The following is a 21065-nucleotide window of genomic DNA, read 5'->3' as shown; positions in this document are numbered from 1 at the left end:
GCTGCCGCCCGCCGCGTTTGACCCAGCGCATGCCCCACCCCCCTAGTGAAGGGGTGAGGGGGTGCGCCGCTCAGACGATGCGCCCGGGCCGCGCGTCGGTGTAGCGCCCGCCCTCCACCAGCAGCTGGCCGTTGACCCACACGGCCTCGATGCCGCGGGCACCGCGCACGTAGCGGCCGCTGCCGCCGGGCAGGTCGTCGGCCCACACCTCCTCGCCACGGCCGATGGTGGCGGCGTCGAACAGCACCAGGTCGGCGAACCAGCCCGGGCGCAGCGCGCCACGCTGGCGCAGGCCCCAGGCGCCGGCCAGGTCGGAGGTCAGGCGCTGCACCGCGCGCTCCAGCGTCAGGCGGCCGCGCTCGCGCACGTAGCGCTCGAACAGCAGGCCGCTGTCGCCCGCGCCCGAGAACTGGGTGATGTGCGCGCCGGCATCGGCCGAGCCGATGTGCACCGCCGGGTGGTCGAGCAGGTCGCCGACGATGGCCGCGTCGGTGTGCGCCACGGCCTGGTTGAACTCGGTCTCCAGGCCGTCGGCCAGCGCGATGTCGAGCAGCGTGTCGGTGAAGCTGCGACCACGCTCCTCGGCGATCTCGCGCACGCGCCGGCCCTCCAGCGCGCGGTTGGCCGGGCCCATGGCGCGCTTGACGACAAAGGTGCCGGCCAGCCCCGCCATGCCCGGCGCGGTGTCGATCTCCAGCTGCAGCGCCTGGCGCACGGCCTCATCGCTGAAACGCCGGACGCGCTCGGCCACCGGCAGGTCGAGCAACGCGCGCCAGCCCGGCATCTTGGCCAGGATGGCCGAGCCCTGCGACAGGCGGATGGTGAAGTCCAGCGGCCGCACCTGGGTCTGCGCGAACAGCTTGGCGCCACGGGCCTGCCAGTGCTCGAAGCGCGCCAGCAGCTCGCGCCAGGCCTCGCGCCGGCCACGGCTTTGCAGCAGCGGGGACAGGCTGACCATCACGCCAGTTTCGAGCGACAGCGCGCCGAATTCGTCCAGCTGGCGCAGGCCTTCGTCGGGGTTCAGCAGCTGCGGGGCCACCTCCACCACGCCGCGGCCGGCGCGCGCGATGGCCTGCAGCAGCGCCAGGCGCTCGCGCCGGTCGGCGTGGTGGCAGGGCAGTTCGTGGCCGGCCTCGTCGAGGTGGGCGAAGCTGAAGCTCAGGCCCAGCGCGCCGGCGCGCAACGCCTCCTCCAGCAGCGCGGCCATGCGCGCTATCTCGTCATCGGTGGCGGCACGCTGCTGCGCGGCATCGCCCATCACGTACAGGCGCAGCACGGCATGGCCCACCAGCACGCCCACGTTGGGGCCCAGCTCGCGGCCCTGCCAGGCCAGGTACTCGGCCACGCTCTCCCAGGCGAAGGGCACGGTGCGCTCCAGCAGCGCGCTCTCCATGTCCTCCACCGAGCCGAAAAGGCTCACCAGCTTGCGCCGGTGCCCGGGCCGCACCGGCGCCATGCCGATGCTGCAGTTGCCCATCACGATGGATGTGACGCCGTGCTCGGGCGTGGGCGTGGCCAGGCGGTCCCAGCACAGCTGGGGGTCGTAGTGGGTGTGGATGTCGATGAAGCCCGGCGCCAGCACGCGGCCGCCGGCGTCCAGCTCGGTGGCGCCGGGCACCGCCGGCACGCTGCCACGGGGCCCCACGGCGGCGATGCGGTCGCCGGCGACGGCCAGTTCGCCGTCATAGGCCGGCGCGCCGCTGCCATCGACGATGCGCGCTTGGCGGATGATCAGCTGGACGGGTTCGGACATGGCGGCTCCCGGTGGCGGCCTGTGCCGCGGAACGGGCCACACTAGGCCATGCCGGCCCAGGCCGCCACCGGGGCAACCCGCCGCGGCCTGACGCTCAGGCGACAGGGGGGCCGAGGGCAAGCCCGCTGGCCGTGCGCGCCAGGCCGCCGCAAGATGCAGCGTCGTCCCTCGGAGCCCACCCCATGCCCCCGCCCGTGCTGCCCGGCCTGATCATGGACAAGCCGCTGATGATCTCGTCGATCATCGAGCACGCGGCGCGCTATCACACCGACACCGAGATCGTCGCGCGCACCATCGACGGTGGACTGCACCGCTACACCTACGGCCAGGCGCATGCCCGCATGCGCCAGCTGGCCCATGCCATCACCCGCCTGGGCATGCGCATGGGCGACCGCGTGGGCGCCCTGGCCTGGAACACCCACCACCAGTTCGAGATGTTCTACGGCGTGTCGGGCACCGGTGCCGTGCTGCACACGGTGAACCCGCGGCTGCACCTCGAGCAGATCGTCTACATCATCAACCACGCCGAAGACCGGCTGCTGTTCATCGACGCGATGACACTGCCCATCGTCGAGAAGATCGCCAGCCAGCTGAGCACGGTGGAAGCCTTCGTGATGATGGACCACCGCGCCACGATGCCGGCCAGCACCACGCTGCCCAAGCCCCTGCTGTGCTACGAGGAGTTGCTGGCCGCTGAAGCACCGGATTACGTGTGGCCCGAGTTCGACGAGCGCAGCGCGTCGACCATCTGCTACACCTCGGGCACCACCGGCAACCCCAAGGGGGTGGTGTATTCGCACCGCTCAGCCATGTTGGTGGCGATGATGTTCGGCCCGCTGGTGGGCTTGCGCAGCGAGAACGGCGACCTGCCGGTGCTGATGCCGATGGCGCCGATGTTCCACGGCAATGCCTGGCAGTTCCCGTACCTGGCGCCGATGCACGGCGCCAAGCTGGTGCTGCCCGGCCGCAACTACGAGCCCGACAAGCTGTACGAACTGCTGGAGGGCGAGCGCGTCACCCTGACCTGCGGCGTGCCCACCTTCTGGCTGATCATCCTCGACTGGCTGCAGCGCAACGGCAAGCGCTTCTCCACGCTGCGCTACTCGCTGTCCAGCGGCTCGGCCGTGCCGCGCTCGCTGATGGCCACGCTCGACCGCGACTACGGTGTCGAGATCCTGCAGGCCTGGGGCATGACCGAAGCGCTGGGCGGCAGCTCGGTGCTGATGGCGCCCAGCGCCGAGCCGCGCAGCTTCGACGAGCGGGTGGACGCGCGCATGAGTTCGGGCCGCGCCGCCTGCGGCGTGCGCTACCGCCTGGTGGACGATGACGGCCACGAGCTGCCGCAGGACGGCAAGACCGTGGGCCACTTCCGGGTGCAGGCGCCGTGGGTCAGCTCGGCCTACTTCAAGAACGAGGGCGGCAGCGCGCTGGACGAGGATGGCTGGCTCAAGACCGGCGACCTGGCCACCATCGCGCCCGATGGCCGCATCCAGCTGACCGACCGCTCGAAGGACGTGATCAAGAGCGGCGGCGAATGGATCAGCTCGATCGAGCTGGAGAACGTGGCCGTGGGCCACCCCGAGGTGCTGCAGGCCGCGGTGATCGCCGTGGCCCACCCCAAGTGGCAGGAGCGTCCGCTGCTGGTGGCGGTGCGCAAGCCTGGCAGCACCCTGACACCGCACGCGCTGATCGACTTCATGCGCGGCAAGGTGGCCGACTGGTGGCTGCCCGACGACGTGGCCTTCGTCGAGGCCATGCCCATGACCGGCACGGGCAAGGTGCACAAGCTAACGCTGCGCCAGCAGTTCGCCGGCCACGTGCTGCCGGGCGTTCAGCGCAACGCCTGATCGGCCGCAGCGGCCAGCAGCGCGGCGCGCACCTCCTTCTTCAGCACCTTGCCCACCTTGGAGCGTGGCAGGTCAGGCCACAACAGCACCTGCTTGGGCGTCTTCACGCTGCCCAGGCGCGCCTTCACGAAGGCCTGTACCTCGTGTGGCGCCGGCGTCTGGCCGGGCAGCGGCTGCAGCACGGCCACCACGCGCTCGCCCCACTTGTCGTCGGGCAGGCCGACCACGGCGCAGTCCTGCACGGCGGGGTGCTGCATCAGCGCCTGCTCGACCTCGGCCGAATAGACGTTGAAGCCGCCGCTGATGATCATGTCCTTGGCGCGGTCGACGATGCTCAGATAGCCGTCTTCCGACAGCCGGCCGATGTCGCCGGTGTGGTGCCAGCCGTGGCGGCCGGCCTCGGCGGTGGCCTCGGGGTTCTTGTAGTAGCCCATCATCACCAGCGAGCCGCGCACCACGATCTCGCCGGTCTCGCCATCGGGCAGCAGGTGGCCCTGCGCGTCCATGATGGCCACCTGCACCAGCGGGCCGGGCCGGCCGGCGGTGGCCAGGCGCTCCACGGCCACCGAGCCATCGGCATGGAAGTGCTCGGCCGGCGGCAGCATGCTGATCATCATCGGCGCCTCCGTCTGGCCGAACAGCTGGGCCATCACCGGGCCGATGCGTTGCAGCGCCTCCTGCAGTTTGGCGGGCGCCATCGGCGCGGCGCCGTACCAGAAGCACTGCAGTGAATCGAGCCGCGTGTGGGCCAGCTGGGGGTGCTGCAGCAGCATGTAGATCAGCGTGGGCGGCAGGAAGGTGTGCGTGACCTGGCGTTGCTCGATCTGGGCCAGGAACTCGCCCAGGTCGGGGCTGGGCAGGATCACGATGCGCCCGCCGAGCGCCATGATCGGCAGGCACAGCACGCCGGCGGCATGGGTCAGCGGCGCCAGCGCCAGGTAGGTGGGCCGGCCCGCGAAGGGGTAGCCCATCAGCGTCAGCGCGCTCATGGCCTCGAGGTTGCGGCCCGACAGCATCACGCCCTTGGGCTGGCCGGTGGTGCCGCCGGTGCCGGGCAGCATCACCAGCTCACCCGCGGGCGGGGCGTGGAACGGGCTGCTGTCCACATCACTCAGCCAATCGGCCAGCGCGGGTGCGAAGTCGAGTGCGCGATCGATGCACACCAGCGTGCGCAGCTGCGGCAGCTGGCCGCGCATGGCCTGCACCATGTCGGCATAGTGGCTGTGGAACAGCAGGGCCACGCAGTCGAAGGCCTGCAGCACCTGGCGGTTCTCGTCCACGCCGTTGCGCGGGTTCACCGGGCACCACACGGCCGCCGCGCGCGAGATGCCGAACACACAGGCAAAGGCCGCGGCGTCGTTGGACGACAGCACGGCCACCTGCTGGCCCGGTGCCACGCCGCTGGCAGCCAGCGCCCGGCCCACCTGGTGGCTGAAGCGCTGCACCTCGGCGTACGGCCAGTCGCGCGCGCCCATCGTCAGGCAGGGCCGGTCGGCGCCCAGCTGGGCGCCCTTGTCGAGGTAGTCGACCAGTTGCATGTGGATCAGGCGGTGTGCACGGTGAGCACCGGCGCCTGCACCAGGCCGAAGCTGCGCAGCGCGCCCAGCAGCGCCTGGTGGCCAAAGGCCTGGCAGCCTGACGCAAAGCCCGCGCGCAGCGGCGGCTGCTGCAGCAGCCAGTTGGCAGCAAAGGCCTGCAGCAGGCCGGTCTGCTTGTAGTTGCAGTTGCCGTAGATGACGCAGTGCGCGCGCCCCAGCGGCCCGCTGGCATGCACCGAATCCACCGACTTGTTCAGCCGCGGGTTCTCACGCGGCGGCATGCTGTTCATCACGCCGGCCGCCGTCTGCGCCAGCGCGGCGTAGCGCTCGTCGCTGCCCATGCCGGCGGTGGCCTTGACGGCGGCTTCCACGATCAGCGGCACGCCCTGCATCAGCGCCTTGTTGAACACGCCGCCCAGCACCTTGACGTTGGCCACGCGTGGATCGCGCTTGAACCACACCGGGTGCGAGGTACCGCCCCAGGGCAGCGCCAGCGCCAGCTCATGCTGACCCGGAATGGCCAGCTGCACCAGGCCGGTGTCGGGCTGCCATTCCACGTACTGGTTCTGCTGCAGGTGGTAGGCCTTGGACATGGCCGCGTTGACCAGGATGGTCTGCGTGGACGCGATGGTGGGGCTGCCGCCCCAGAACACCGCGATGTCCAGGGTGTCGAGCCCCGGCGTTTCCAGGCACAGCTGCGCGGAGATCTCGCCGGTGGTGTACATGTGGGCCAGCCCCGGCGCCAGCAGCAGGCCGGCCTTGGCGAAGGCCTTGCCGAACTCCTGGTCGAGTGTGATCAGCCAGTCCTGCTCGCCGGTGGTGTCGGTGTAGTGGCAACCGGCGGCCAGGCAGGCCTGCACCACCTCGGGCCCGAACTTGGCGAACGGGCCGACCGTGTTCAGCACCACCGAGGCGCCGCGGAACAGCTCGGTGAGCGCCTTGGCCGAATGCTCGACCTCGACCACCTCGTAGTCGGCGGTCTCGATGCCGGCCACATGGTTGCGCATCGCGTCCTGCAGCTTGTCGCGGCTGCGGCCGGCGGCGATGAAGGCGATGCCGTACTCGCGCAGGTACTCGCACACCAGTCGGCCGGTGTAGCCGGAGGCGCCGTAGACGACGACGGGCTTCTTGGAACTGCTCATGCTCTTCTCCTCGGTTGATCTCACATGCCCATGCCGCCATCCACCGGCAGGCCGATGCCGGTGATGAAGCGCGAGGCGTCGGAGCACAGGAACACCACGGCATCGGCCATGTCGGCCACCTCGCCCAGGCGGCCCAGCGGCGTCTCGCCGACGATGGCGCCCACAGCCGCCTCGGGCGACGGGAACAGCCCGGCCGCCACCACGTCACCGGCCAGCTGCATGCCCATCGCCGTGGGCACCAGGCCGGGGTAGACGCAGTTGACGCGCACGCCGTAGCCCAGCTTGCCGGCTTCGGCCGCGGCCACGCGCGTGGCGCGGTCCACCGCCGACTTGGTGGCCGAGTAGCCGGCGATCGCCGGGAACGCGATGGTGGCCGCCACCGAGGCCACGTTGACGATGGCGCCGCCCTGGCCCGCCGCACCACCCGGGCGCATCGCGCGCAGCGCGTGCTTCATGCCCAGCAGCGTGCCGACCACGTTGACGTCGAACATGCGGCGCAGGCTGTCGGCCTCCACCTCGGTGACGAGTGCCGTGACCTCGATGCCGGCGTTGTTGATCAGGATGTCGAAGCCGCCCAACTCGGCGATGGTGGCGTCCACGGCGCGCTGCCAGTCGGCCTCTTGCGTCACATCCATGCGCACGAAGCTGGCCTGTCCGCCGGCCGAGCGGATGATGCCGGCGGTGTCGCGCCCTTCGGCTTCCAGCAGGTCGGCCACCATCACCGCGGCACCGGCCTGGGCCAGCGCCTGCGCCATGCCGGCGCCCAATCCACGGGCGCCGCCGGTCACCAGGGCGCGGCGGCCCTGCAGGTTGTAGTTGCTCATCTTGCATGTCTCCTGTCGTTGTGGGTGCAGGCATCGTGAAACTCGTTTGGACAGTCGTCAAGATTTATTTGGGCAAGCGTCCAAATTCCGCGGGAAAACACCGGGCTGTGATAAGGTCTGACCCATCATGCGAGCCGCCGCACCCCCTGACCAGAAGTTCGACCAACGCCGTGCCGAGCTCGGCGAAGCCACGCTGCAGACCCTGGCCTCGCTGGGTTATGCGCGCACCAGCCTGCGCGAGATCGCGCAGAACTCGGCCTTCTCGCACGGCGTGCTGCACTACTACTTCCGCGACAAGACCGACCTGATCCTGTGCAGCGTGCGCCAGTACAAGGCGCGCTGTGTCACGCGCTACGACCACCTGGTGGACGAAGCCACCGAGGCCGATGCGCTGCTCGACGGCTTTCTCACCACGCTGGGCGACACGCTGCGCGACGAGGCACCGCTGCACCGCCTGTGGTACGACCTGCGCTCGCAAGCGATGTTCGAGGAAGCCTTCCGCGCCGACGTGGCCCTGATCGACAAGAGCCTGGAGAAGATGGTGTGGAAGGTGCTGTCGCGCCTGGCCGCGCTGCGCGGGCAGACCGACCGGCTGCCCAGCCCGTCACTGGCGTATGCCACGCTGGACGGGCTGTTCGAACAGGCGCTGCTGCGCCATCTGTCGGGCGACCGCAAGGCCGTGGCCAACCTCCGGCGCGACACGGCCGATCTGTTGCGCTGCCTGCTGCCAGCCACCTGAGCCTGACGCGCCGCCGCCGCGCGGGAGGCTGGCTGCCGCATGGTGGCTGGTCCCCATTGCGGCCGCCACGGCCATCGGTTAGCTTGTGTGCCAGCCGTCCCACCCGCCGGGTGAAGGGCGTGCTCGTCAGCACAGGAGACAACGCACGATGTCCAAGCATGAAGAGCGCGCCCGCAGCGCGGCGCCGGGGTTGAAGGGATCGCACGGCGGCGACCGTGACGCGCGGGACCGCCGACGGCTGTTCCTCGGCTCGGCTTCCACCAGCCTGGCGGGCCTGCTGCTGCCCAGCCTGGCCCGCGCCCAATCCAGCCCCGGCGTCACCGCCACCGAGATCCGCATTGGCAACACCACGTCTCTCTCGGGTCCGGTGTCGGCGCTGGGCACCATCGCGCGCGCCCAGGCGGCCTACTTCAAGATGGTGAACGACCAGGGCGGCGTGGCCGGTCGCAAGATCAACTTCATCTTCTACGACGATGGCTTCAACCCGGCCAAGACGGCCGAGATGGCGCGCAAGCTGATCGAGCAGGACGAGGTGGCTCTGCTGTTCGGCAACCTGGGCACCGGGCCCAACTCGGCCATCGTGCGCTACGTCAACCAGCTGGGCGTGCCGCACCTGTTCCTGTCGGTCAACGGCGACAAGTGGACCGACTACAAGACCAACCCCTGGTCGATGCCCTTCGCGCCCAGTGGCCGGGTGGAATGCCAGGTGGCCATCAAGCACACGCTGCACAACAAGCCAGACGCGAAGTTCGCCATCGTCTACCAGAACGACGACTTCGGCCGCGACTACATCGCCGGCGCCAAGGACGTGCTGGGCGCGCGCTACGACACGCAGGTCAAGGCCCTGAGCTACGAGGTGACCGATCCCACGCTCGACTCGGTGCTGGTGCAATTGCTCAGCGGCCCGGTGGATGCGCTGATCTCGGGCGTGACCGGCAAGTTCGGCGCGATGGTCATCCGCAAGGCCAGCGACATGGGCTTCAAGGGCGCGCACTACATCGCCACCGGCGTGTCGTCGATCCAGGGTGTGCTGGTGCCCGCCGGCGCGGACCGCGCCACCGGCGTGATGAGCACCACCTATGCCAAGGATCCAAGCGACCCCGCGCTGGCCGACGACCCCGGCATCAAGGCCTACCGCGCCTTCATGGCCCGGTGGTACCCCGAGGGCAATGCCGACGACTCGTTCAACAGCTACGGCTACATGACGGCGATGGTGATGACCCGCGTGCTGCAGCAGTGCAACGGCGACTTCAGCCGCAGGAACATCATGGCCCAGGCCAACAACCTGAAGGATCTGGACAACCCCATCCTGCTGCCCGGCATCAAGATCAACACCAGCCCCACTGACCACCGGCCGCTGGAGCAGATGCAGTTGCAGCGCTTTGACGGCAAGCGCTGGGTGCGCTTCGGGCCAGTGTTCGAAGGCTCGGCGGTGTAGCCGGCCGGCGCTCAGGGCCGTGGCGCCTGCAGCAGCCAGCGTTCAGCGGCTTCCAGCACCTCGTCACGCCCGGCCTGCACCGCGGCCAGGCTGCGCTCGACCGGCAGGTCGGGTTGCACGCCCACCCCTTCCACGCGCCCGTCGGCCCAGCGGATGTGGCGCTCACTGACGGCCAGGCGCGCCTGCGGGCCCAGCGGCAGGTAGCGGGTGATGCTCAACAGACAGCCGCAGCTGACCTGGCCGACCACACGGGCACGGCCCAGCGCCTGGAGCGTGCGGGCCAGCAGCTCGGATCCGCTGGCGCTGCCGTGGTCCTGCAGCACCGCCACCGGCCCGTTGTAGAGCCCGCGCCCGTGCAGCACCGTGGATGCACCCGGCTCGCCCTTGCGCCCGACGATGGCGCCCTCGGCCCGCGCAGGCAGCAGCGCCGCAGCCAGGCGCTGGGTCATGTCGAAATTGCCGCCCCCGTTGCCACGCAGGTCGAGCACCAGGCCGCGCACGTCGGGCCCCTGCTGTCCCAGCTGGCCGATCGCTGCCGTCAGCCCGGCTTCCAGTTCCGGGGCGAAGTGGCTCCAGCGCAACACGGTCACACCGCTGGGCAGGCGCTGCACCGACCAGTGAGGCGGGCGCGTCCACACCTGCTGCTCGACGCTGATGGACAGCGGACCGGCGTCGGGCCGCGCCCACACCGTGTCCACCCGGCCGCCCGACGCGCCGTGCAGCCAGCGGCGCAGGGCCAGCTGCTCGGTGGCCTGCGGTGTGCTGCTCGTGCGGGACTGCTGCGACAGTCGCGCCCAGACGGTCTGTGGCGATTCGCCCTGCCACGACAGCAGGGCCATGCCGTCGCGCAGTCCGGCGGCATGGGCCGCGCTGTCGGGACGCACGGCGGTGGCCACCCACTGCCCGGCCACGGGCAGCAGGCCGAAGCCCGGGCCCACCACCTCGTGGCGCTGCACGCGCGCCAGGTCGCGCGGGCCTTCCACCCGGGTGTGGGCGTCACGCCATTCGGCCGCCAGACCGTCCAGCGCCTGCCACAGGGCGTCCGGGTCCTGCGCCAGCGGCGGCGCGGCCAGCACGGCGGCACGGTGCCGCGCCATGGCCTGCGGCCAGGCCGGCGGCGGCGGATCCACATGGCGCTCGCCCAGCGTCGACCACACCGTGGCCAGCAGCGCCTCCCGGCCCGCCGCGTCGTCGGGCGGTGCCGTCGGCACGGTCGAACACGCCGCCAGGCCCAGGGCCAGCGCCGCAGCACCGAGCACACGCCGGCCGAGACGCCGCAGGGCCAGGGGATCGAGCAGCGTCATCGTGGGCGACATGGACAGCGCAAACGCGGAACGGGCAACGGGCAACGGGTGGGGCCGTTGCGACCCAGCCCGCCAAGGCGCCGATGCGTGACGGCGCCGCAGCTTAGCCCATCGCTGGCAGCCACCCAGGCGGTGACGGCCGCCGCATGACCAGCGCCGCGTCAACCCGCAGGCATCTTCGCCTGCGCACGCCGCTCAAACTCACGCCGAAGCTCCTTGCGAGCGACCGCTGCCGCGTGCCGCCGTCTTTCATCGGGTGAGGTCGGGCACAGGGGCATCACCGGCACCGGCCTGCGATCGTCGTCGACGGCGACCATGGTGAAGAAGCAGCTGTTGACGTGACGTGTCGCCTGTGAACGGATGTTCTGTGCGACGACCTTGATCCCCACCTCCATGGAAGTCGATCCCGTATGGTTCACGCAAGCCATGAAGGTCACCAGCTCACCCACGTGCACTGGCTGGCGGAACATCACCTGGTCCACCGACAGCGTGACGACATACCGGCCGGCATACCGACTCGCGCATGCGTAGGCGACCTGGTCAAGCAGCTTGAGGATGGTTCCACCATGGACGTTGCCTGCGAAGTTGGCGGTGTCCGGCGTCATCAGCACGGTCATCGTCAGCTGGTGTCGGGGCAGTTCCATGCGATCGTCCAGGCCACGCGCCGTGCCCCCCCCGGACGGGAAGACTCACGGCCGACACGATGTCGCGAGCGCTTGGCGCCGGTTGACGTGCGGCGCGGCGCTCGGGGCGGTTCAAGTGAAGTAAAGGCGTGTCGGGTTGTCCACCAGCAGCTTGTGGCGGGCCGCTTCGGACGGCACGGCCTGCGCCAGCGCGTCGAGCAAGGCGGCGTCGTCCGGGATCGTCTTGGCCTGCTCGGTCGGGTGCGGCCAGTCGCTGCCCCACACCACGCGCTCGGGGGCGTCGGCGGCATAAATGCGCGCCACTTCGGCGCTGTCGGCATAGCCCGGCGCGCCGGCCCGGCTCTCGAAGTAGAAGCCGGAGAGCTTCACGTACGCCCGGTCGCGCTGGATCAGGTCGCGGATCATCGCGTGGGTGGGGTGCTGCAGGGCGCCGGGCTGCGGCAGGCGGCCCAGGTGGTCAAAGACCACCGGGCATGGCAGGTCGGAGAACACCGCCTTCATCTGGATCAGGTCATTGGCCGGGGCATGCACCTGCACATGCCAGCCCAGCGGCGCGATGCGCGCGGCCAGCGGCTTGACCATGCTCAGCGTGGTGGTGCCCGGCGGGGCCAGATTGAAGCGGATGCCGCGCACACCGGCGGCATGCAGCTCGCGCAGCTGGTCGTCCGAGACGCTGGTGTTCACCACGGCCACGCCGCGTGCCCGCCCGCCGAACTGCGCCAGGCTGGCCATCAGCAGCCGGTTGTCGGTGCCGTAGCTGGACGGCTGGACGATCACGTTGCGCGAGGTGCCGATGCGCTTTTGCAGCTGGCGGTAGTCGGCCACCAGCGCGTCGCCGGGCTTCAGCGTGGCTTCCGGCGCCCAGGGGTGACGGCGGTCATAGATGTGGTGGTGGCAGTCGCAGGCATCGGCGGGCACGCGGGTGCGCGGCAGCTGCAGGCCGGTGGACCACTTGACCGGCTCTGCCAGCATGCCTGGCCTGCTGGCGCAGCCGCTGCCCAGCAGGCCGGCGCCGGCCGCCATGGCGCCCAGGGCGCGCAGCACCTCGCGCCGCGAGGTTTCATCGTTCGCGTTCATCCACTTGTCTCCGTTGGTTCTTGGAACTCGCCCGGGGGGCACGCGGGTGCGCCTGGGCCCACCTCGGCTTGTCAGCGCTCGGGTGCCTTGCCGATGGTTCGGGTGGCGCGCAGGAAGTCGAAGTCGACGCCCTGGTCGGCCTGGGTCACGGTCTGCAGGAACAGCTTGCGGTAGCCGCGGTCGGCCGTCGGCTCCACCACCGGGCACTCGGCCGCGCGGCGCGCCAGCTCCTCGTCCGAGACCTGCAGCGTGATCTCGCGGTTCTTCACGCTCAACCGGATGCGGTCGCCCTGGCGCACATGCAGCAGCGGTCCGCCGATGGCCGCCTCGGGCGTGACGTGCAGGACGATGGTGCCGAAGGCGGTGCCGCTCATGCGCCCGTCGGAGATGCGCACGATGTCCTTCACGCCGGCGCGGGCCAGCTTCTTGGGGATCGGGATGTAGCCCGCCTCGGGCATGCCCGGCGCGCCCTTGGGGCCGATGTTCTTCAGCACCAGGATGTCGTCGGCCGTCACGTCCAGGTCATCGCGGTCGATGCGCTCGGCCATGTCCTGCGCGTTCTCGAAGACCACGGCGCGACCCTCGTGCTCCATCAGGTCCGGGTGGGCGGCCGACTGCTTGATGATGGCGCCACCGGGCGCCAGGTTGCCGCGCAGCACGGCGATCCCGCCCTGCGGATAGATCGGGTTGGCCGCGCTGCGCACGATGTCCTGCGCAAAGCCCGGCCCGGCGCGCTCGATCTCCTCGCCCAGCGTGCGGCCGGTCACCGTCAACGCCTCCAGGCGCAGCAGCGGCTTGAGTTCACGCAGCAAGGTGGCCATGCCGCCGGCGGCGTGGAAGTCTTCCATGTAGTGCTGGCCCGAGGGCTTCAGGTCCAGCAGCACAGGCGTCTCGGTGCCCATGCGGTCCAGCGCGGCCAGGTCGATGTCGATGCCCATGCGCCCGGCGATCGCCGTCAGGTGCACGATGCCGTTGGTGGAGCCACCAATCGCCAGCAGCACGCGCAGCGCGTTCTCGAAGGCGGCGGGCGTGAGGATCTTGTCGATGGTCAGGCCGGCGCGGGCCATGGCCACCGCCTGCGCGCCGGTCTGCTCGGCGATGCGGATGCGGTCGGCGGTGACGGCCGGCGGCGAGGCGCCGCCAGGTACGGTCATGCCCAGCGCTTCGGCCGCACAGGCCATGGTGCTGGCCGTGCCCATCACCGAGCAGGTGCCCACGCTGGCCACCAGCTGGTTGTTCACGTCGCTGATCTCGTCGGCGCCGATCTCCTCGGCGCGGAACTTGCCCCAGTAGCGGCGGCAGTCGGTGCAGGCGCCCACGCGCTCGCCGCGGTGGCTGCCGGTGAGCATGGAGCCGGTGATCAGCTGGATGGCCGGGATGCCCGCCGAGGCCGCGCCCATCAGCTGCGCCGGCACGGTCTTGTCGCAGCCGCCGATCAGCACCACGGCATCCATGGGCTGGGCCCGCACCAGCTCCTCGGTGTCCATGGACATCAGGTTGCGCAGGTACATGCTGGTGGGCGCCGAGAAGCTCTCGTGCACCGAGATCGTCGGAAAGTCCATCGGCAAGCCGCCGGCCAGCATCACACCGCGCTTGACCGCCTCGATCAGCTGCGGCATGTTGCCGTGGCAGGGGTTGTAGCTGCTGCCGGTGTTGGTGATGCCCACGACCGGACGGTCCAGCGCATCGTCGGTGTAGCCGGCGCCCTTGATGAAGGCCTTGCGCAGGAAGAGCGAGAAGCCCTGGTCGCCGTAGTTGGTGAGGCCCTTCTTCAGGCCCTGGGGGGTGTCTTTGCTCATGGGTGGCTCACTCGTCTGCCTTGATGCTGGCCTCGGCAATCAGCTTGGCCCACTTGGCCACTTCGGCCTTCAACTGTTCATGCGCCGCCTCCGGCGTGATGGGGCTTTGCACCTGCACACCCTGCTGCGCCAGCAGCGCCTGCACGTCGGCCTTCTGCAGGCTTTTGTAGACCTCGGCGTTGAGCCGCTGGATCACGTCCTTGGGCACGCTGGCCGGCGCCAGCAGGCCGAACGTGGAGCTCACCTCCAGATCGGGCATGCCGGCCTCTGCCGTGGTGGGCACGTCGGGCAGGCTGGGGTCGCGCCTGGAGCCGGCCACCGCCAGTGCGCGCAGCTTGCCGGCGCGGATGTGCTGCAGCACGGCGGGAATGGTCTCGGCCATGAAGTGCAGCTGCCCGGCAATCAGGTCGGACACCGCCGGGCCGCTGCCACGGTAGGGGATGTTCTCGGTCTGCAGCTTGTTCTGCAGCTTGAGCATCTCGGCGGCCATGCGCTGCGGCGCGCCGGCGCCCGACGAGCCGAACGACACCTTGCCAGGATGGCTGCGGATGTAGGCCACCAGCTCCTTCATGGACTTGACCGGCAGCGACGGATGCACCACGAACACCAGCGGCACCCGACCCACCACGGCCACGGTGCTGAAGTCCTTGATCAGGTCATAGCGCACCTTGCCTTTTTCCAGCGTGGCGATGGTGGCGTGCGAGGTCATCGCGCCCATCAACAGGGTGTAGCCGTCGGGCGTGCCCTTGGCCACCGCCTCGGCGCCCAGGTTGCCGCCGGCGCCGCCCTTGTTCTCCACGATGAACTGCTGCCCCAGTGAGGTGCCCAGCTGCTGGGCCACGATGCGGCCGATGATGTCGGTCGCCCCGCCCGCGGCAAAGGGCACGACGACCTTCACCACGCGATCGGGATAGGCCGCAAAGGCCAGCCCGGGCAAGGCGCAGGTTGCGGCGGCCGCGGCCAGGCGCAGGGCATCGCGGCGGTTCAGGGGCGTCAGGGGCATGGGTGTCTCCGGGTCGTTCACTGTGGCCGCCATCGTCCAAGACGCACGCCCCAAATACAATCTTGGTTCATCTTGTTCAAAGCAAAACAAAGGTTTGGTATGGACCTGCGTTACGTGCACAGCTTCGTCACCACGGTGGACTGCGGCTCGGTGGCCGAGGCGGCGCGGCGGCTCGACCTCACGGCGCCGGCCGTGACCGCGCGGCTCAAGGCGCTGGAAGACGATCTGGGCTGCACGCTGGTGCGCCGGTCCGGCCGATCCCTCAAGCCCACCGCAGCCGGGCTGAACATGCTGGAAAGCGCGCGCGCCATGCTGCGCGAGGAGCGCGACATGCGCGCGCTGGCCAACGAGAACGTGCAGCTGGGCCAGCTGCGCCTGGGCACGTTCGTGTCGGCCCTCACCACGGTGCTGCCGCCGGTGCTGCGCCGCATGTACAGCCAGCGGCCGGATCTGTCGGTGTCGGTGGTGTCCAACTCGTCGGCCGAGCTGTGCCGGCTGGTGGCCGCCGGGGACCTGGATGCGGCCGTGGTGATCGAGCCGCAGTTCGCCATTCCCAAGACCTGCGAGTGGCGCACGCTGATGGCCGAGCCGCTGGTGGTGGTGGCCCCCAAGGCGCTGGCCAAGGGCCGCAGCGCGCACGCGCTGCTCGCCAGCGAGCCCTACATCCAGTACGACCGCTCGGTGCTGGGTGGTCAGCTGGCGGCCAAGTACCTGCGGCAGCAGGGCATCACGCCGCACACGCGCCTGGAGATCAACGGCCTGATGTCGATCGCCTCGATGGTGGACCAGGGCCTGGGCATCTCGCTGCTGCCCGACTGGTCGGCCATGTGGGGCCGCGGCCTGGCCATTGAACGGCTGCCGCTGCCCGGTCAGGCGCCCGTGCGGCGCAGCGGGGTGATCTGGGCCTTGCAGAGCCCGCACGCACCGATCGCACGCATGTTTCTGGAGCACGCCGAGGCGGTGTTCGGCGTGAACAGGATCCCGGCCCGGCAGAAGTTGTCCCGACGCGCGCCCGTTTGCGGTCATGGGCGCGGCTGAGTCTGGCGCCGCGGCCATGACAAGGCCCCGCCTGGGGCCGCCGACGCGACATGCCGCCGGCAGCCGCGGTCAGCGAAAGCCGCGCTGCCTAGAATCCATGCACCCCGCCCACCCCACCCGCACCCCGCGTGACCCAGCCCGCCACCCTCCCCTTCGACAACCTGTACCGCCACGGCTTCGTGCGCACGGCGGTGGTGGTGCCGCGCTGCAAGGTGGCGGATCCGGCCTTCAATGCCGCGCAGACGATCGCGCTGCTGCGCGAGGCCGCCGCGGCCGGCGCGCGTGTGGTGCTGTTCCCCGAACTGGGCCTCACGGCCTACACCTGCGATGACCTGTTCCACCAGCATGCGCTGCTGGACGCGGCCGAGGCCGCGCTGGCGCAGGTGGTGCAGGCCACGGCCACTTGCCCGGCGCTGGCCGTGGTGGGCCTGCCGCTGCGCGTGGATGGCGCGCTGTACAACGTGGCGGCGGTGGCCCATGGCGGCCGGCTGCTGGGCCTGCTGCCCAAGACCTACCTGCCCAATTACGGCGAGTTCTACGAGGCGCGCCAGTTCCACCCGGCCGGCGATGCGCTGGTGGATCGCGTCAATGTCGCCGGCTTCCAAGGTGTGCCGTTCGGCCCTGACCTGCTGTTCCAGGCCGCCAACCTGCCGGCCCTGGTGCTGCATGCCGAGATCTGCGAGGACGTGTGGACGCCGGTGCCGCCCTCGTCCTTCGCGGCCATGGCCGGTGCCACGCTGCTGCTGAACCTGTCGGCCTCCAACATCACAGTGGGCAAGAGCGCCTACCGGCACGACCTGGCGGCGGCGCAATCGGCGCGCTGTGTGGCGGCCTACCTGTACGCCTCGGCGGGCATGGGCGAAAGCACCACCGATCTGGCCTGGGACGGCCAGGCCCTGGCCTACGAGAACGGCGCGCTGGTGGCTGAATCCGCGCGCTTCGTGGCCGAGTCGCACTGGATCAGCGCCGACATCGACCTGGAGCGCCTGCAGCACGAGCGCATGCGCCAGACCAGCTTTGCGCAGTGCGCGGCGCGCCACCGCGGCGAGACCGCGCGCTTTCGCCGCATCGCGTTCACGCTCGATCTGCCCGCCGGCGCGCTGGCGCTGAACCGCCGCATCGCCCGCCACCCCTACGTGCCGGCCGACGGCCCCGAGCGCGATGCGCGCTGCCACGAGGTCTACGACATCCAGGTGCAGGGCCTCACACAGCGCCTGGCGGCCAGCGGCATCGCCTGCATCGTGATCGGCATCTCGGGCGGGCTGGACAGCACGCAGGCCCTGCTGGTGGCCGCGCGTGCGATGGACCGGCTGGGCCGCCCGCGCAGCGACATCCTGGCCGTGACCATGCCGGGCTTTGCCACCAGCAGCCGCACGCTCGATCAGGCGCGCCGGCTGATGACGGCCGTGGGCTGCACGGCCATCGAGATCGACATCCGCCCCTCGTGCCGGCAGATGCTGGCCGACATCGGCCACCCGGCGGCCAATGGCGTGGCGCAGTACGACATCACCTTCGAGAACGTGCAGGCCGGCGAGCGCACCAGCCACCTGTTCCGCCTGGCCAACCACCGCAACGGCTTCGTGCTGGGCACGGGCGACCTGAGCGAGCTGGCGCTGGGCTGGTGCACCTACGGCGTGGGCGACCACATGTCGCACTACAACGTGAACGCCAGCGTGCCCAAGACCCTGGTGCGCCACCTGGTGCACTGGGTGGGCACCCAACAGGCCAATGACGCGTCCGGCCGCGAGCTGGCGCAGGTGCTGTTCGACATCGCCGACACCGAGATCAGCCCCGAGCTGGTGCCGGCCACCGATGGCGATGGCGGCGCTGCCCCGGCGCAAAGCACCGAAGACACGCTCGGCCCCTACGAGCTGCACGACTTCAGCCTGTACCACACCATCCGCTCGGGCTTCAGCCCGGCCAAGGTGGCCTGGCTGGCGCAGCACGCCTTCGCGGGCGTGCCCGAGCGCGATCTGCCGGCCATCAAGAAGCACCTGCGCACCTTCCTGTGGCGCTTCTTCCAGACCAGCCAGTGGAAGCGCAGCTGCGTGCCCAATGCGCCCAAGGTGGGCTCGGGCGGCTCGCTGTCGCCGCGGGGTGACTGGCGGGCCCCCAGCGATGGTGAATCGGCCGTGTGGCTGGCCGACTGGGCGCGGATTCCGGACGCCTGAGTTACTGCCCCACGGCCTGCCGCGCCAGCTTGAGAAAGCGGCTGCGATCGGCCGCACCCAGGCCGGCCAGGATGTCGTCCTGCAGGTCGCGCACCACCGGCAGCAAGTCCTTCAGCAGCTGTGCGCCGTCGGGCGTCAGCGACAGCTCGCGCGCGCGGCGGTCGCGCTCGCTCACCACGCGCTTCACCCAGCCCTTCTGCTCCAGGCGCTCGATCACGCCGCCGATGGTGGCGCGGTCATAGGCAATCATCTCGGCGATGGTGGCCTGGTCGGCGCCGGGCTGGGTCTGGATGGCGTCGAGCGCCGCAAACTGGATGGGCGTGAGGTCAAAGCCCGCGGCCTGCGTGCGCTGCACGAACACCTGGGTGGACAGCTGGTGCAGGCGGCGGATCAGGTGCCCCGCCATGTCGAGTGAATCCATGCCCGCGCTTTCTTGCTTGACCTCGTGATTGATAAGTGTACACACCATCTTGACGGGCAATAGTAAGCATAGATACTATTCAATCCCGCGCTGCCCACATGGGTCGATGGCGCTGCCCAACCCCCAGGAGACCAGGCATGCAGTTCTACAAAGACGGCTTTCGCGGCGGCAACCCGGATGTGAAGCAGGCGGCGCCCAACCGCCGCAACCGAGGTGCGCATGAGCCCATGCCCGAGAAGGTGGATGTGCTGATCGCCGGCACCGGCCCGGCCGGCCTGTGCCTGGCGGCGCAGCTGGCGCAGTTTCCCGACATCGAGACGATGATCGTCGAGCGCATGCCCTGCAACATCGTCAAGGGCAAGGCCGACGGCATCAACACGCGCACGATGGAGATGTTCCAGGCCTTCGGCTTCGCCGACAAGGTCAAGCGCGAGACCTACTGGGTGAACCAGACCGCGTTCTGGATGCCCGATCCGGCCAACCCGCAACACATCCGCCGCGTGGGCCGCGTGCAGGACGTGGCCGACGACAGCTCCGAGATGCCGCACATCCTGATCAACCAGGCGCGGCTGCATGAGCTGTTCCTGGAGGTGATGAAGAACGCGCCCTCACGCCTGGAACCCGACTACGGCTGGGAGGTGGTGGGGCTGACGATCGACCCCGACACCAACGACCACCCGGTGACCGTGACGCTGAAGGACGCCACCGGCGTGCACTGGTGGGGCACGCGCACCGTGCGCGCCAACTACGTGGTGGGCTGCGACGGCGCGCACTCGGCCGTACGCAAGGCCATCGGCGGCGTGCTGCATGGCGACGCCGCGCACCAGGCCTGGGGCGTGATGGACATCCTGGCCAACACCGACTTTCCCGACGTGCGGCAGAAGTGCCTGATCTCGTCGGCCAGCGAAGGCAATGTGCTGATCCTGCCGCGCGAGGGCGGCTATGTGTTCCGCATGTACGTGGAGCTGGACAAACTGCGCCCGGATGAAAAGGCGGCCAGCCGCAAGTTCACGCAGGACGACATGATCGCCGCGGCCAACCGCATCATCCGGCCCTACCGCATCGACGTGAAGGAGGTGGTGTGGTGGTCGATCTACGACATCGGCCACAGCATCACCGACAAGTTCGACGATGTGCCCGAAGGCTCCAACCGCGCGCCGCGCGTGTTCACCGCCGGTGACGCCTGCCACACCCATTCGCCCAAGGCCGGCCAGGGCATGAACGTGTCGATGCAGGACACCTTCAACCTGGGCTGGAAGCTGGTGCATGTGCTGCAGGGCCGGGCCGATGCCAGCCTGCTGCGCAGCTACTCGAAAGAACGGCTCACCGAGGCCCGGCGCCTGGTGGAGACCGACCATGCCTGGGCGCGCATCATGTCGGCGCCCACCACCCAGGCCGAGCGCGACGGCACCGAGGAGCCGCGCATCATCCGCCAGTTCAAGCAGAACCTGGAGTTCACCGGCGGCACGGCGGTGAAGTACGACACCTCGGCGCTGTTTGCCGCCAGCCCGCACCAGGCGCTGGCACGCGGTCTGGAGATCGGCCGGCGCTTCCACTCGGCGCCGGTGGTGCGGGTGTCGGATGCCAAGCAGATGCAGCTGGGCCATGTGGCCGAGGCCGATGCACGCTGGCGCCTGTACGCCTTTGCCGGCCGGGCCGACAGCTCAGCACCGGGCTCGGCCATCCACCGCCTGGCCGACTGGCTGCAGAACGACCCCGCTTCACCGGTGGTGCGCCACACCCGGCCCGGCGAGGACGTGGATGCGGTGATCGACTTCCGCGCCGTGTTCCAACAGACCTTCGACCAGCTGGCCTACGAGCAGATGCCGGCGCTGCTGAAGCCCTGCACGGGCAAGCTGGGGCTGCAAGACCACGAGAAGGTGTTCTGCGTGGACCACAAGGGCCTGGGCGACATCTTCGACATGCGCGGCATCGACCGCGAGCGCGGGTGCATGGTGCTGGTGCGGCCCGACCAGTACGTGGCCAATGTGCTGCCACTGGACGGCTTTGGTGAACTGGCCGCGTATTTCGCGGGGCTGCTCGCAGGCACTACCCCTTAAAGACCAGCGCGCCCAGTGATTCGGTAACGGCGCATCAGTCCGTGCTGACCATCCGGTCCAGCCCATGTTGACCGACAGTCAATCCGACCACATATCCACTGCGCACATCTGCCGATGCTTTTGCCCACGTCGGCGTGCGCTGCCCCCAGGATTCGTAGCACTTCGATCGAGAGCCAGGGGTTGCGTCGTAGACACGCTACACGAGGGCCTGCTGTGCAGCGGTTACGGTCGTTCGCACATTTCAAGCGAACTGGCGGTTTCGGTTGA

General features: G+C 70.0%; 16 protein-coding genes. 6 read left to right on the top strand and 10 right to left on the bottom strand.

The features are described from left to right. Positions 1–70: 70 nt before the first annotated feature. Positions 71–1753: an N-acyl-D-amino-acid deacylase family protein gene (locus tag AACH10_RS22245; protein ID WP_341412723.1), complete on the bottom strand. Its 1683-nt coding sequence runs from the start codon at positions 1751–1753 to the stop codon at positions 71–73. Between the two features lie 182 nt (positions 1754–1935). Here AACH10_RS22245 and AACH10_RS22240 point away from each other — a divergent pair, with 182 nt between their 5' ends. Next, positions 1936–3600 (top strand): long-chain fatty acid--CoA ligase, encoded by a 1665-nt coding sequence (locus AACH10_RS22240; RefSeq protein WP_341412722.1) that lies wholly within the window; start codon positions 1936–1938, stop codon positions 3598–3600. On the opposite strand, the gene AACH10_RS22235 is transcribed toward AACH10_RS22240, so the two are convergent. Genes AACH10_RS22235 through AACH10_RS22225 form a run of 3 tightly spaced genes read right to left on the bottom strand, consistent with a single transcriptional unit; the run spans position 3585 to position 7104 of the window. Continuing rightward, positions 3585–5138: an AMP-binding protein gene (locus tag AACH10_RS22235; RefSeq protein ID WP_341412721.1), complete on the bottom strand. Its 1554-nt coding sequence runs from the start codon at positions 5136–5138 to the stop codon at positions 3585–3587. The two genes, AACH10_RS22240 and AACH10_RS22235, sit on opposite strands and share 16 nt — an antisense overlap. 5 nt (positions 5139–5143) lie before the next feature. Beyond that, positions 5144–6280 (bottom strand): DUF5938 domain-containing protein, encoded by a 1137-nt coding sequence (locus AACH10_RS22230; protein ID WP_341412720.1) that lies wholly within the window; start codon positions 6278–6280, stop codon positions 5144–5146. 20 nt (positions 6281–6300) lie between these two features. After that, positions 6301–7104 carry an SDR family NAD(P)-dependent oxidoreductase gene (locus tag AACH10_RS22225; protein ID WP_341412719.1) on the bottom strand — a complete coding sequence of 268 codons (804 nt, stop codon included), beginning with the start codon at positions 7102–7104 and terminating at the stop codon, positions 6301–6303. A gap of 127 nt (positions 7105–7231) precedes the next feature. Between AACH10_RS22225 and AACH10_RS22220 the strand changes: the two genes are divergently transcribed. Both AACH10_RS22220 and AACH10_RS22215 read left to right on the top strand, forming a co-directional pair. Further along, positions 7232–7843, top strand: a complete 612-nt coding sequence (locus AACH10_RS22220) for a TetR/AcrR family transcriptional regulator (protein WP_341412718.1) — start codon at positions 7232–7234, stop codon at positions 7841–7843. 148 nt (positions 7844–7991) lie between these two features. Then, the gene (locus AACH10_RS22215) at positions 7992–9281 is read left to right on the top strand and encodes an ABC transporter substrate-binding protein (protein ID WP_341412717.1); all 1290 of its coding nucleotides are present in this window, start codon (positions 7992–7994) and stop codon (positions 9279–9281) included. An 11-nt stretch (positions 9282–9292) separates the two neighbouring features. Here AACH10_RS22215 and AACH10_RS22210 read toward each other — a convergent pair whose 3' ends face one another. From AACH10_RS22210 to AACH10_RS22190, 5 genes are all read right to left on the bottom strand, one after another. After that, entirely contained in the window at positions 9293–10597 is a 1305-nt protein-coding gene (locus AACH10_RS22210; RefSeq protein WP_341412716.1) for a S41 family peptidase, read from the bottom strand. A gap of 149 nt (positions 10598–10746) precedes the next feature. Next, on the bottom strand, positions 10747–11229 hold the full coding sequence (locus AACH10_RS22205) for an acyl-CoA thioesterase (RefSeq protein WP_341412715.1): 483 nt from the start codon (positions 11227–11229) through the stop codon (positions 10747–10749). Positions 11230–11340: 111 nt separating this feature from the next. Then, entirely contained in the window at positions 11341–12306 is a 966-nt protein-coding gene (locus tag AACH10_RS22200; RefSeq protein ID WP_341412714.1) for an amidohydrolase family protein, read from the bottom strand. A gap of 71 nt (positions 12307–12377) precedes the next feature. Then, positions 12378–14105 (bottom strand): IlvD/Edd family dehydratase, encoded by a 1728-nt coding sequence (locus tag AACH10_RS22195; protein WP_341412713.1) that lies wholly within the window; start codon positions 14103–14105, stop codon positions 12378–12380. 7 nt (positions 14106–14112) lie between these two features. After that, positions 14113–15108, bottom strand: a complete 996-nt coding sequence (locus AACH10_RS22190) for a Bug family tripartite tricarboxylate transporter substrate binding protein (protein WP_341412712.1) — start codon at positions 15106–15108, stop codon at positions 14113–14115. Positions 15109–15207: 99 nt separating this feature from the next. Here AACH10_RS22190 and AACH10_RS22185 point away from each other — a divergent pair, with 99 nt between their 5' ends. Together AACH10_RS22185 and AACH10_RS22180 are read left to right on the top strand one after the other, a co-directional pair. Continuing rightward, positions 15208–16146: a LysR family transcriptional regulator gene (locus AACH10_RS22185; RefSeq protein WP_341412711.1), complete on the top strand. Its 939-nt coding sequence runs from the start codon at positions 15208–15210 to the stop codon at positions 16144–16146. Positions 16147–16274: 128 nt separating this feature from the next. Next, positions 16275–18317, top strand: a complete 2043-nt coding sequence (locus AACH10_RS22180) for an NAD(+) synthase (RefSeq protein WP_341412710.1) — start codon at positions 16275–16277, stop codon at positions 18315–18317. 1 nt (position 18318) lies between these two features. Here AACH10_RS22180 and AACH10_RS22175 read toward each other — a convergent pair whose 3' ends face one another. Beyond that, positions 18319–18738, bottom strand: a complete 420-nt coding sequence (locus AACH10_RS22175) for a MarR family winged helix-turn-helix transcriptional regulator (protein ID WP_341412709.1) — start codon at positions 18736–18738, stop codon at positions 18319–18321. 137 nt (positions 18739–18875) lie between these two features. Here AACH10_RS22175 and AACH10_RS22170 point away from each other — a divergent pair, with 137 nt between their 5' ends. Further along, positions 18876–20798 carry an FAD-dependent monooxygenase gene (locus tag AACH10_RS22170; protein ID WP_341412708.1) on the top strand — a complete coding sequence of 641 codons (1923 nt, stop codon included), beginning with the start codon at positions 18876–18878 and terminating at the stop codon, positions 20796–20798. Positions 20799–21065: the final 267 nt, after the last annotated feature.

Source organism: Pseudaquabacterium inlustre, assembly GCF_038066595.1.
Taxonomy (GTDB): Bacteria; Pseudomonadota; Gammaproteobacteria; order Burkholderiales; family Burkholderiaceae_C; genus Pseudaquabacterium; species Pseudaquabacterium inlustre.
Note: the sequence above shows the minus strand (reverse complement) of the source record. Positions and strands in the feature narration are given on the sequence as shown.